At 66.8% G+C, this 12485-nt stretch carries 12 protein-coding genes and 1 pseudogene; 9 read left to right on the forward strand and 4 right to left on the reverse strand.

The features are described 5' to 3' along the window. Positions 1 to 326, forward strand: a 326-nt coding sequence (locus ABT245_RS14735; protein WP_351733319.1) for a transposase, incomplete at its 5' end; no start/stop codon positions are given. Between the two features lie 897 nt (positions 327 to 1223). On the opposite strand, the gene ABT245_RS14740 is transcribed toward ABT245_RS14735, so the two are convergent. Beyond that, positions 1224 to 2429: an IS110 family RNA-guided transposase gene (locus tag ABT245_RS14740; protein ID WP_351733322.1), complete on the reverse strand. Its 1206-nt coding sequence runs from the start codon at positions 2427 to 2429 to the stop codon at positions 1224 to 1226. A gap of 243 nt (positions 2430 to 2672) precedes the next feature. After that, positions 2673 to 2843 (reverse strand): annotated as a pseudogene (locus tag ABT245_RS14745) (transposase); the annotation flags it as partial. 446 nt (positions 2844 to 3289) lie between these two features. Here ABT245_RS14745 and ABT245_RS14750 point away from each other — a divergent pair. The 5 genes from ABT245_RS14750 (at position 3290) to ABT245_RS14770 (ending at position 8635) form a co-directional block, all read left to right on the forward strand. Further along, on the forward strand, positions 3290 to 3745 hold the full coding sequence (locus ABT245_RS14750; protein ID WP_351733325.1) for a hypothetical protein: 456 nt from the start codon (positions 3290 to 3292) through the stop codon (positions 3743 to 3745). Positions 3746 to 3783: 38 nt separating this feature from the next. Next, entirely contained in the window at positions 3784 to 5922 is a 2139-nt protein-coding gene (locus tag ABT245_RS14755) for a hypothetical protein (RefSeq protein ID WP_351733328.1), read from the forward strand. Next, positions 5919 to 6692 (forward strand): hypothetical protein, encoded by a 774-nt coding sequence (locus ABT245_RS14760; protein ID WP_351733331.1) that lies wholly within the window; start codon positions 5919 to 5921, stop codon positions 6690 to 6692. Before ABT245_RS14755 ends, ABT245_RS14760 begins: the two co-directional genes overlap by 4 nt. Next, entirely contained in the window at positions 6689 to 6895 is a 207-nt protein-coding gene (locus tag ABT245_RS14765; protein WP_351733334.1) for a hypothetical protein, read from the forward strand. Before ABT245_RS14760 ends, ABT245_RS14765 begins: the two co-directional genes overlap by 4 nt. Positions 6896 to 8263: 1368 nt before the next feature. Then, positions 8264 to 8635: a hypothetical protein gene (locus ABT245_RS14770; RefSeq protein ID WP_351733337.1), complete on the forward strand. Its 372-nt coding sequence runs from the start codon at positions 8264 to 8266 to the stop codon at positions 8633 to 8635. A gap of 293 nt (positions 8636 to 8928) precedes the next feature. Here ABT245_RS14770 and ABT245_RS14775 read toward each other — a convergent pair whose 3' ends face one another. After that, complete coding sequence (locus ABT245_RS14775) at positions 8929 to 9948, reverse strand: hypothetical protein (protein WP_351733340.1); 1020 nt, start codon at positions 9946 to 9948, stop codon at positions 8929 to 8931. 1002 nt (positions 9949 to 10950) lie between these two features. Between ABT245_RS14775 and ABT245_RS14780 the strand changes: the two genes are divergently transcribed. From ABT245_RS14780 to ABT245_RS14790, 3 genes are all read left to right on the forward strand, one after another. After that, complete coding sequence (locus ABT245_RS14780; protein ID WP_351733343.1) at positions 10951 to 11379, forward strand: hypothetical protein; 429 nt, start codon at positions 10951 to 10953, stop codon at positions 11377 to 11379. Next, entirely contained in the window at positions 11376 to 11690 is a 315-nt protein-coding gene (locus ABT245_RS14785; RefSeq protein WP_351733346.1) for a hypothetical protein, read from the forward strand. The genes ABT245_RS14780 and ABT245_RS14785 overlap by 4 nt, the downstream gene beginning before the upstream one ends. A 108-nt stretch (positions 11691 to 11798) precedes the next feature. Then, positions 11799 to 12053, forward strand: a complete 255-nt coding sequence (locus ABT245_RS14790) for a tetratricopeptide repeat protein (RefSeq protein WP_351733690.1) — start codon at positions 11799 to 11801, stop codon at positions 12051 to 12053. A gap of 221 nt (positions 12054 to 12274) precedes the next feature. Here ABT245_RS14790 and ABT245_RS14795 read toward each other — a convergent pair whose 3' ends face one another. After that, entirely contained in the window at positions 12275 to 12475 is a 201-nt protein-coding gene (locus tag ABT245_RS14795; RefSeq protein ID WP_351733349.1) for a DUF2191 domain-containing protein, read from the reverse strand. Positions 12476 to 12485 lie beyond the last annotated feature (10 nt).

Consider the following 12485-nt stretch of genomic DNA (forward strand, 5'->3'; position numbering starts at 1 on the left):
AGCGGGCCCGCGCCGAGGACCGCATCCGCGCCGCCCGCGCCACCGGCCTGACCAACCTGCCTCTCCACGACACCGCGCAGAACCGCATCTGGCTGGAGATCGTCCAGATCGCCCTCGACCTGCTGGCCTGGATGCCGATGCTCGCCCTGACCGGCCCCGCCCGGCTGTGGGAACCCAAGCGCCTGAGGCTGCGGCTGTTCTCCGCCGCAGCCCAACTTGTCACCACAGGCCGACGCCGCATCCTCCGCCTCGCAAAGCACTGGCCCTGGACCGACGTGATCACCGAAGCCCTGCAACGGCTCGCTGCCCTGCCGAACCCTGGCTGACCAGTAGCTTCCCGTCCCTACGAACAGCACCGCCCCGGCCGGAGACGTGGAACCCGGCGCCCACCCGACGCGACAGCCGGGCCATACACCTGCCCGTGATCAGCCCGGACGACCGAAACGGCCCGCCAGAGAAACCGACGGACCGTCACGAAAGATCGAGGCTAAAGAGGCACAAGAGCCCGTCTATTCGGTCAAAGGGCTGATCACCGAGACCTGGCTTCTCACCCGTCATTACCTGGCACTGCTGGTACTCCGCTCGATCGGCTACCGAGGTTCCTACCAGGACCTCTCCGAAACGAACAAGTGGGTCGGCCAGATCCATCTCGTACCCTGGGCCTGAGAGCGCACAGGAATTCATGGGCTACGGCGCCTCTTCGCGAGGGACTCCATGCATCTCCCCTGCCGCGGCCGGTCAAGCAGCCCTCCCCCGCCGGATGGGGAATTGAGTATCCATTTTCAACGTTCGCCGTACAAGGCAAGGATGACTCTGGCGACTGGCATTTTACGGTTGGGGCCGATCCAGGATCGACGGAAGATCCGCTGAAAGATCCAGCCTAAGAATCCGTTTCGGACGCGGGTGGACACGCACGATTTCTCGTTCAACTTTGCAGGAGCGAATGACATGCGCCGCAGTCGTTCGCACAGAATTCCCGGGCCACGCTGCGACTCGACCGTGGAGTCCTGTTATCACCGCGTCCCAGCCTCCGTACTCCGAGAGGAGAACCCCAGCGGAAGAACGCCCATGACAGGCGCAGAAACCCGCCGGCTGAAAAGCCCCGACGGACCGCATCTGCGGGGCTTCTCACCGAACGGACGCCCCTATAATGCGGGGGTACGGGAAATCGGTCTGACCAGGTTGAAGACCTCGCGGGCGGCATACCGCTTGAGTCCTCTGAGTCAAGTCAGTGGGTTGCGGTGGCGTTGGGTAGCGGGGGGGCTGTAGGGGTCGTAGGGGGTGGCGTTGTGCCAGCAAGCCCATATGACACGGAGCCATGCGCGGGCGACGATCCGCGTGGCGTGCGGGTTGCGTTTTCCGCGTGCGCGGGCGTTTGCGTAGAGGCTGGCGGCCCAGGGTGATTGCATGCGGGAGTTGTGAGCGAAGGCGGTGATGGCCTTGCGGGCGCGTGTGTTGGCGGCCCACCGGAAGTAGACGCCGTGTGACTTACCTGATGCTTTGGTCACTGGTGCGGCTCCGCACTCGGCGGCGGCTTGTTCGGCGGACTCGACACGGTCAAGGAGCGGGCCGACCTCGGCGAGTAGTTGTGCGAGGTTGATGGTGCCCACGCCGGGCAGTGCGGCGAGGAGGATGGCACGCGGGTGCCGGGCGAGGCGGTCCTTGATGGTCGTCTCGAGCTGGGCGATGGTCGTCTGCAGACTGCGCAGGAGCTGGACTTGCGCGGTGATGAGGGCGGTGAGGACGTCGGCGGGGAGGCTGACGGGGGCGATGGGAGCGGAGCGGAGCCGGGCCGGCAGTGTGGATGCCGGCTTGCCGCCGCGGTAGGCATGACGCTTGCAGAAGGCGGCCATGCGGGCCTCGCCGAGTCGGGCGGCGGACTGGGGGGCGGGGTAGTCGGTCAGGAAGTTCAGAGCGATGTCGGAGACGAGCGAGCAGAACAGGTTCTTGGGTCCGGGCCAGTGTTGTTCGAGCAGAGCGCCGAGCTGGTTGCCGGCGGCGGTGCGTGCACGAACGTGATCGTCGCGCAGGCGCACGAGGGCCTGGAGTTCTCGCAGGCCGCTGTCGACAGGCACGAGGCGGCGCAGGCGGTGGCCGTCGGTGCGTAGGTAGTCTGCGAGTTTGTAGCTGTCACCGGGATCGGATTTGGCACCGGAGGCGCCCCATCGAGGTCGGGCAGCGTGAAATGCGGTGGGGTGGACGGGCACGACCGGGTATCCGGCTTCGAGTAGGCGGTCGACGATCAGCCCACTGGAACGTTCGATGATGACAGGCAGTTCAGCCGGGGTTCCATGGCTGGACAGTCGGGCCAAGGCAGTCGAAAAGTCGTCTTCGCTGTGCTGGAAGGCCCAGTGGTCGATCACGGTGCCGCTGTCGTCAATGACGGTCACGTCGTGGCTGGCGCTGGCCCAGTCCCATCCGACGAACATCAATCTCGTCCCTTCTGCCGGAGTTGGTGGTTGACTCCGCAGGTGACGAGACCCGGCTGCCGGTTCCTCATTGTTCGGCCCTCGGTGGGGCATGTCCTTGACGCCGGTCTGGGGCCTCGGCGTGTCAGGGGCGGCAATACTCAAACTGGCCGTCGAGCGCGGCACGGCAACGAGGCCGTCCCCCGACACTCACCGGGGAGTCACGGTCCATGGATTGGGCCGCAGCATCGATACTTCCCCAATGAGGCATCGGATGATCTCACGCCGGGTCTCACCCTCCTGGGTGCGGCGTTCGTAGTATGCCTGCGTCCGCGGGTCGTGACGTAGCCGGGTGAAGACGATGCGGTGCAGGGCCGCGTTCGCCTGGCGGTCGCCGCCGTAGTTGAGCCGGCGCGTGCTCCGCCGGCCAGAGGACGCCCGTCACCGCATCCTCCACGGGATGTTCCGGCCGAAGCGGATGGCGCCGTCGACGAGCCGACGGAAGCTGCTCTTGCCGAGGGTTCACCCTGAGCGCGTCCGGAGCATCGGAAACGTCCGCCCATCGGTTGTTCCAGCACGGTGGCGGAGCCCGAATTCAGCCATCTTGCCGGTTGCCGCACGCTGATTCCGGTTTCGTGCGGCGCACACCGTGATGGCTGATTGCGTGTCGAACCTTTGATCGGCCGTGCTGTTCACGGGCGCAGGCAAGAAACTCGAATTACGACGGAATGGCTTATTCCGGGCAAGGTGTGCGATGTACGCGCGCACAGCCCACCCTACCCGTTTCCGTCACACTCCCCCATCCCGCTGCTCTGCGTACATGGATGATCGCAGACTGTTCTCCGGCCCTGCAGCGACCGCGTACGGAATGAGGAGGAATGATGGCTTCGGAACTGGACGCGATGGCACTGGCGGTACCGGCGGCGAGTGCCGTGGCGGCAGAGATGGCCAGGGGCGGCTGGTTGACATTGCGCTCATCCCTGGCCCGGTTCTTCAGGCGGGACGGGGAGCCCGCCGTGGAGCGGCAGCTGGAACTGCTCGACACGGCGGAGCAGACCCTCGCCGAGGCGGCGGAGGAAGACTCTGACGAACTGCGCAGCAGGCTGGAGCAACGGCTCGTCCTACAACTCGCGGCCTACCTGGACCGCTACCCTGACATGGGCGAGGAACTGGCAGCGCTCCTGTCGGCCTTACAGGACGGCACGCCGGCAGCGGGCGCGCCGGCGTTGACGGCGCAGAACAACACCAACAGCCAGATCGTGCAGGCGTCCGGCAACCTGGACGCGGGCAGTGGGGGCATCAACTACGGGGTCCCGCCACGCAACCCGAGGGCGTGAGCAGGCTGTGACCTCGTCTACTGTGCCGCCCGACAACCTTGTGTCCGGCGGCAGCGGGATTCACGCCGCCAACAACACCTACTCGACTCTGCTGCAGGCCGGGCGGGACATCAACCTGCAATCAGCAAGAGTCCCTTCCCACCGAGCCCGTGTTCCCGGCGGAAATCGACGCGGTCCGCCGTGCCTGGGTCGCCGAGGACAGCGATGGCAAGGAGATCGCGACCGCCCCGGAAGTGCTGGCCATGTTCGGCCAGGACGAGCGGGTGGTTGTGATCGTCGGCCCGCCCGGGGCGGGCAAGACCGCAGCGGGACTGCGCGCCCTGTCCGAGCTGCGACCCGTACTGCCCGGGACCGGCGGGCCGAGGCTACGGCTGCGCCTAGAGCACGTGCTGCCGGACTGGGAATCGGTCGAGAAGGACAAGTTTCTGCTCCCCGCCGAGCACGGCCGAGGGTATCTGCTCAATGTTTCGGGCGAGAGCGCGCGCTGGGAAAAGCCGGACGTCACAGCCAGGAAGTTCCTCGGTCACGCCGAAAGTCTGAGGAAGAAGGGCTCCTACCTTGTCGTGGTCGCGGGTGAGCACGGCTGGCCCGAGAACGACCCGGTCCTGGGGCGCACCGTCGTTCGAGCTTTCAGCGCACCCCCGGGCGACCAGATCGCGCGCCGCCACATCGAGCGGCTCTATCCGTGGGTCGCACACCGTGGATGGCTGCAGGAAAGCGTCTACGAAGCCGACGGACGGGGTGAGGAGAGTGACGGTGAGGACCGTCGAGGCCCGCTTGCCGGCCTCCTTCGAGCCGACATGCAGCCGGGTGACGCCGCAGCACTCGCTCTTGAACTCAGCCGCATCAGCGACTCGGGTGGCACGGTCAAGGACGCCCGCGACCTCGTTCTGCGCTGGCGTGAACGGGTCAGTACCGTTTTTCGCGAAACGCAGGACAGCGCGGACGACCGAGCGTTGCTGCTGGCGGCCGTGCTCTTGGAGGGGCTCAGCCCCGCCGAGGTCCTGGCCGGGGCGCGTCTGCTGCTCGATGACCGGAAGACGCGCGGCATCCGGGACATTCTCACCGGCCGCGATCTCGTCACCCGGCTGGAGGCAGTCCAAGCGAAGATCGACGGGCAGCGAGTCTCCTTCGGCCACCTGCCAGGGTACCCGGCCGCGGTGCTGCGGCACTTCTGGCGCCAGCTCAGCGACATCCAGCCCAACCTGATCCAGTGGGTCAAGCAACTCACCGCCCCCAAGGGGCTCGGCGCCACGCGCATCCCCCAGATCGCGGACCTGCTCGCCCAGCTCGCCGTGGATGAAAGCGACCTGCGCCCTCTGGACGTCGCCCAGTCATGGGCCACCGCCGGCGACGCCGGGCAGGACGGCGCGTCCCGTCTGCTCGCACGCGTCGCCAGAGACCCCGCCCTCGGCCCGGAAGCCCGTACGAAACTGCGGTCCTGGGCCGGCCAGGGAACCCTTGCCAACGCCACCGTGGCCGCGGTCGTGTGCCAAGGGCCTTTCTCGAAGGAATACCCCCGCCAAGCGCTCACCTGCCTGCGCTGGGTCCTGGGCCGTTCCGAACACGACAGCGCCGTATCCGTAGCCGAAGAGGTCTTGCGCGCCATGGGCTCGGAGATCCGGCTGCTACCGCGCGTATGGGACACGGTCAGCAAATGGGTGACCGAATACAAGCAGCCGGACGATCGGAATCATCTCGCGGCACGCCGCGCCGTCCTGGCCCTGCTCGATCCCTCCGTTGAGCACCCTGTGGCGACCCTGCTGCTGGCCAATGCCCTGGGGCACCCGGACACAGCAGATGAATTGGTACAGGGCTGGTCCGCCGCCCTGTCCGTGCCAGCCCTGGAAACACGGTGCGAGGAAGTCCTCGCTGCCTGGGCCGAAGCAGTGGCGGACGGCGCACTCGACGCCGACGCAGTGGTCGAAGTACTCAACCACGTCATCCGCGAATACTGGATGACCGGCCCGCTCTCCACCTTCATCGCCGGACGAGCCGGCACGGGATACACCTCCCAATCGGTCGTCGACCTGCGCGAGCGCCTCATCCTGCGCTGGAACGACCCCCGGCCGACCCACACCGAGCCGCACAGCGGCCAGACCCCGACGCCGACGCGCCACGCAACCTCCCCCGAAGACGATCCCGCCCCTCGCACCGGGACGGAGGACGAGGCATGAGACGCAATTCCAGACGGGCCCGCCGCAAGCAACTCCGCCGCAAGATCAGCACCTTCTCCGCAGTGCTGCGCAGCAGTCGGCCCGGCATCCACTACACCGCCACCATTCACGCCACCCTGACCCCGGAACCCTCAGGCCCCTACGACCCGGATGAGATCGCTGACCGCGTCCGCACGGCCCTGCGCATCACGGCGGCGGCCGCGGTACGCAACCAGGACCCGATCGACCTCCCCGCCGCGCAGGATGCCTGCGCACAGCATCTGCGCAGACCTAAGGCTCTCGACCTTCCGGACCAAGCCACTCAGGTCACCGCTTCCGTTCACCTCGAACTCGCCGACGAGGACCGTGCCGCAGTCAAGGAACTACTCACCGCCATACGCGCCCAAGCGGCCACGGACACCCTCACCAGACAGCGCACGGAGACGCTGGCCAGGGAACTCGCCCACCCAGCAGCTCTCCTGGCCCGTTGGCTCCAGCAGCCGGACGCGCAGATCACCAAGCCGCCCGATGAAGCGGAGCTGGAAGCGCTCGCACGACGGCTGCGCGGCTACCCGAAAGACCGCGATGAACCCCTGGAGCTGCAACTCCTGGATATCCTACGGGATTTTCTCGCCGAGTTCCCCAAGGAAGAACAGAAGCGACTACTAGTGATGCTCCTCGCCAACGGTATGCGTGCCGCCCGGAAGCCCGGTCATGCTCACCGGGCCGAAGCCCTGGTGAAACCAGCACCGTGGCCTGGCGTTGCCGGTCTGGCCGAGGACGCGTCGTGAACGCCAAGCACACAACGCTCTGGCGTCTCCTCCTGTCCCCACGCACCAGCTGGCATGCCCTGGCCCTGATGCGCCGGGCCCGCACACACGCCTCACCTCCGCGGCAGCTGTCGTTCGACGCCGCCTGGCGGCAGTCCCGGGTGCAACACCATCCGGGCGACTCCCACTACCTCTTGCACGGCCACGGCGACGACCGCACCTGAATCCACCGGTGCCCCAGCAGGACTTTGCCGTCTCACCCGCAGACGTCAACGGACCGGTGGTGTGTGGCGGAGCTGAAGCCACGGGACGCCTGTCCGACGCCGGACGATCCCAACGTTATCGTAGACGTCGTTGCTGAGATGAGTTTTGCCGCTACCAGGCAGGCAGCAGGTGCCAGCATCCTCGTCCGCCCACTTTGTCGCCCGGCATCGAGCCCCGTGGAGGAGCCGACATCGGCCGCTCCTTCGAGCGAATTCTGCGCGAAGAGCCCACCCCGTTGCCACCACTGCTGACAGCATCCGCCCCGTCAACGCCAGACACAGTCAAAGGTGGTCCGTTGGAACGGCAGGTAAACGGCCGGCAGCGTGCGGTGTTGCAGTGGGTAGGTGCCGGCTGCCCTGACGGCGTATGGGAGACCAGCTCCTACAAGACCACCTGTCAGGCGCTGCAGAACCGGGGCCTGGTCGCGGTCTCCCGGAAGGGCGGGCAGTGGAACGTCGCCCTGACGAGCGCAGGCCAGTACTATCTGGCGCACGGCACATACCCTCCCCCAGGGCCGCGCCCGCAGAAAGCCCAGGCCGCAGCTCCACAGCGCTCGTCAACCCGAACGCAGAACGCTCCGGCCGCCGGGCGAAAGCCAAGCCCTCCCCGGCAGAATCGTGTGACGTTCACGGAGCAGCTGCTGCAAGAGCTCGCGGACTCTGGCGGCCGGATCGTCAAGCCCGGCACCGGCCGTGACTCTGTGAACTGGCCATCCCGCATCGCCGCCGCCCGTAGATCGGGAAAGGTCCCGAAAACCAAGGAACTGTACGGGGGCTGGTGCCGCGATGGGTACGAGATCAAGCTCGTCGACATTCCCGCCTGGCGCCTTGCCGTCCTCGCCCCCGTCCCTGTCCCCTCCCGGCTCACTCGGCCGCACAGCGCGGTACGGGCCATGCAAAACGAGCCCCGGCCGATGGGCCTGACCAAGCCCGTCCAAGGGCGTGCCCTCAGGCTCATCCAGGCACTGATCACCGCCGCCGAGTCCGAGGGACATTCCTGTGCGGCGGGACGGACAGGCTCTGCACCCCCGTCTCATCGCCGCCGCAGGGCATCTCCCCACTTCACCATCACCGCTCAAGGGCTCACAGTGAGGTTCCTCGTCCTCCAGGAACAGGACCGGGCCGAGCACGTCGCGACCGAGAAGGAACTCGCCGAGGCCAAGAAGTACTCCTGGAGCAGAATCCCCCGTTTCGACTACACCCCGTCCGAACGTCTCCGTTTGGTCCTCAACGGCGGCCAGCCACACCGAACGAGCGAATGGGCCGACACCCCCGGCCGCCTCCTCGAAGACCAGCTCGCCGAGATCGCCCAAGAGGTCACACTCCGCGGTGAAGCCGCCGAACGCCGACGCCTGGACGAACTCGAGGCAGCGCCAGAAGCGCATCCGCTGGGAAGCCGCCATGGAACAGGCCCGCGTGCAATACGCCGAGGCGTACCGTGTCAGGCACTTCGAAGCGCAGGAAGCGGCATGGCGCCACGCGACCCGACTGGCCGAATACGTGAGCGCCGCACGCACACAAGTCGAGACCCTGCCTCCAGGCCAGACCAGAAGCGAAGCCGAGGCATGGATCATCTGGGCGGTAGCCACCGTCGAGCGCCTCGACCCACTGAGCACGCCACCCCGGATGCCCGAGATCCCCGAACCACGAGCCGACGACCTGAAGCCCTTCCTCGGACACTGGAGCCCCTATGGCCCCTAACACGAAACCTGTCTGACGCCCCACCCAGCATCACGGAACGACACCAACGCGAGGCGAAGGGCGAGGTCAGCCAACGACTCGGCAGCCGACATCCATGCCCCTTCAAACCCCACCGCCCTGCGGCGGAGAACGAGACCCCGGCCGCCGCCAAACGCACATGCCAAGCCATCAGGAACTTCGCCCGTCCGTTCGCCGAACCTGGGTCATTCGGTACCGGCGACTGCCCTCGTACAGCCATACGCCGCGCGCCAGCGTCAAGACGCTGTCTCAGGGGACGAAGCCGCATCAGCGCCTCAGAACGGCGCTGATGCGGCACCATCAGAGGGCCGCGCCCCCGGCAACACACCTACCGGAAGCGGCAGGTTGGTCACCACGAACTGATTCAGAATGTCGTCGCGATCCATGAACATGATCTGGCTCCGCTTCGCTGCGTCCAACGCGTTGCCCAGCCAGTTACGTGCAGCCTTGGTGATCTCCCCGCCGGCCACGATGAACGCATGGTCAACAAGGACACGCCGGTTGGTCTCCGGGTCGAAGATCTCGTGCGCCAGCATCATCAGAGCCTGATTGTGAATCTCAGCGATGTTGGCGTTACCCGCCCTGGACCTCCCAGTAGCGTCCAGCTTCCCGCGCTTCACTTGGATGCCGAAGTACAGGAAGTGCTGGGTCGGCAGGGTGTAACGCATCCAGATATCCTTGCCGTACTCCAGCGCCTTGTCCCGGTGTCCGGCCGCAGTGATCCGGTGAAAACCCAGCTGCCGGAACAACGGCAGCAGCACTTCTTCAATCAGTGCATCCTCACTGCACGTTTCCAGGAAAGCGGCAAGCGCTGTACGCCGCTGCATCTCGGCGACGCTCAGAGGACGATGCGGGTTCTTCGCCAACACCGAGACAGTGTTCGTTCCGATGTGCCGCAGGTAGCAGTGCTTGTCCTCCCCGTAGAAGCCTTCGAACCCCTCGCGGGCGATCGCATCATTCAGCAAGCGCAGGGCATGGGGCCGGTCGAGGCCCTCATTGAGAGCATCCGCCGGATTCATCAGGTGGTCGATCACCCTGCAGAACGACTCCGGCGGGTGCACAGGCCCCTCGTGCGGCTCCGCCAACAATTGTTCCAGCACACCCGCAACCCAGCGATGCCGCGTCGAACCGTCGTGTTCCCAATCCATGTCGAGCTCCGCGAAGAACTCGGTGATATACATGCTCGAGCGATACGGGAAATACGCAGGCTCGGCATCAGCTTGCGGATCAGCCGCACCGAGGTTTCCGCATATAAGGTCGCCAAGCATCTCCAGCGTTCGCCTTCTGAACTTCACGACACCCCTCCCCAGAGCCGTCCCCCTGCCACCGCGTGCAAACTATTGTGCCCTGTCATCACAGAACATCCGACGCGTAAGACCAAGTCGAGCGTGCGTCACAGATTCAGCATCAACGGCGGCCACCACGTGACACGCATGGCCAGCCGGCACACCACTGGGCCTCGCCAAGCAGAGCACAACGCATCGACCCTCCACACAACGGAGCCCGCCCGGCTGCCCCTGGGACCACGTCGTCCGTCATGGCTGCGATCACAAATTCGGCGTCCCGGAGAACTGCACTGGTAGACAACCTGCATGACGAGCCGAACGCGTCACGCGTGCACGCACAGTCAACTGCACGGCGACGCCCCACCGGAGCGCTCCGGTGGGGCGTCGCCTCGTGGCCCCGGGCAGAGGCCCACCAAGGTTGCTGCCCGGCAAAGCCTCGGTCTATCACCGGCCCTATCACGCGTCTGTCACCAACTACACCGACGCCCCCGGACGGCGATGCCCTGACCTGCTACAACGCACACACCATGGACTGGCGTGGACGCCCATAGACGGTCTCTACAACCTGTGCCAGGCGGGGCCAGCAGCTCGGAGCGGGCGGCTTTGGCCGATCCAACAGTGCCTCAGTCCCAAGGTCTGCATCAGTCAAGATCCGGACCATTCCCGGACCAGCAGTCCCGGCAAGGTCCCCACGGCGGCCATATTTGCAGGTCAGCGAGCTGCTAGCGCTGTACCACCAGCAGACGAAAAACCTCCTGGTGTCGTACGCCCCGAAGAAAATGGGCTTCTTCTGGACACAAAAAGGGGCGCTTTACCACCAGGCATTTCCGGGCCAGGCCCGACGAATCCGCTGACCGCTCGGCCACAAGGCGCACGCCGCCCACCGCATGCCTCAGTCCGGCCCGCAAGCTCTGTTGAGTACCCGGCATCCGGGAACCGCGCGGGCCTATCCTGACCACGCGGGCGCCCCAAGGCGCTGCGTAACAGATCTGCGGCGGACGGGGATTGGGCATGGTGAGCGGCGAGATCGTTCAGTGGGTACAGCAGGCCGGGCCGGCGGTGACGGCCGCGGTGGGCGCGTACGGTGCGGCCGTACTGACCCGGACGCAGGACGCCGCCGCCGACGCCACGGTGAACCTCGGACAGCGAATCCTGCAAGCGGTATGGCGCCGGAGGGACGAGGCGGGCCGGGCCGAGCTGGAACGTGTGGTGGACGAGGCCGCCGACGAGCAGGACGACACGTACACAGCGGCCGTGCTGGGCAGGCTGCTCAGACGCGCTCTGCAGGACGACCCCGAACTCCGCGACGAGCTGACCGCCCTGCTGCCCGCCCCGGCCGCGAACGCAGTGAACATCACCGCCTCCGGGGAGCGTTCGATCGCCGCACAGCACATCGGCACCGCGATCACCGGTGACGGCCACACCCCGCCACGGCCATGACCGCGGACGACACCACTCCCGGGCCACTGGTGGAAACCGCCGGCCAGCGGTCGATCGCGGCCGAGCGGATCGGCGTCGCCGCCACGGGGGATGTCGTGGTGCCCGTCGAGGCACCGCTGTACGGCCCGGAGAGAGTCAGTGCGGCACCGGGCACCTCGAAACTGCCCCCGACCGCGCTCTGCCCGATGCGCGAGGACAAACTGGCCTGGCCGCGCCGTGTCCTGACCAGCCGACGGGAGGGAGCGATCACGCAGAGCGGGACCGTGCACGGCCTGGGCGACACCGGCAAAACCACCCTCGCCCTGCCCTAAGCAAACGCCTAAGACCCCGACGACCTCCACCTCGGCGCCGTCCACCAGGGGCATCACCTGGCCACCCTCACCCCATGCGAACGGGTCCTCGGCGACACCCACCCCACACTGAACACCCGCAACAACCTCGCCACCGCCTACCAGGAAGCAGGTAACCTGAAGCGGGCCATCGCCCTGTACGTAGCCACCCTCGCCCAATGCGAGCAAGTCTTCGGCGAGGCCCATCCCCTGGCGCTGGACACCCGCAACGCCCTCGCCAGAGTTCGGCAAGGTGCCAGGACCGTACCGCAGCCGGATGCGGCAAGCTCAGCAACCGCCTTCGTCGTTCCGCGTCCCTCAGAGGTTTCCAGGCGGCCGGACTGACTCGCAGGGGGCACTACCCGGTGCCGCTACGGAGCGCAGGGGGCGAAGAAACTTGTCGCGTGGAACACTTTCAGGCTCGGCTCGGCGTTCCACAACATCGCGCGGAAGCAGGGGCCTTTCCAGATTCGGGACCTGCCGCGTGAAGATGCCGAGCAGCAGAACTGCCTCGGCGCGCGGACACGCTCTCCCCTGACACCGAGCGGCGGCACGTGGCGGGAGGCTCAGCCTTGCGGCTCCTGCGGCTTGACGTCGAGGTTGCGCAGACTCTGGTCCTTCAGCTCGGTGCGGGCCTCCGTGCGGTGGCCACGGGCGATGTAGTCCCGCACGATCGCCTCGATCGCGTCTTGGGGTGAGCCGATCCCCGCCAGGACCATCACTTCCACTACGAGTTCGGCGTCGAGACTGATATTGACCTTGGCCACCGTGCCCCCT

The organism is Streptomyces sp. NPDC001508 (genome assembly GCF_040298665.1).
GTDB lineage: Bacteria > Actinomycetota > Actinomycetes > Streptomycetales > Streptomycetaceae > Streptomyces.

Bases quoted from the DNA above. Each gene is read 5' to 3' on its own strand.
- ABT245_RS14785 (WP_351733346.1), top strand. From the start codon at position 11,376: ATGACCGCGGACGACACCACTCCCGGGCCACTGGTGGAAACCGCCGGC.
- ABT245_RS14760 (WP_351733331.1), top strand. From the start codon at position 5,919: ATGAGACGCAATTCCAGACGGGCCCGCCGCAAGCAACTCCGCCGCAAG.
- ABT245_RS14780 (WP_351733343.1), top strand. From the start codon at position 10,951: ATGGTGAGCGGCGAGATCGTTCAGTGGGTACAGCAGGCCGGGCCGGCG.
- ABT245_RS14740 (WP_351733322.1), bottom strand. From the start codon at position 2,429: ATGTTCGTCGGATGGGACTGGGCCAGCGCCAGCCACGACGTGACCGTC.
- ABT245_RS14750 (WP_351733325.1), top strand. From the start codon at position 3,290: ATGGCTTCGGAACTGGACGCGATGGCACTGGCGGTACCGGCGGCGAGT.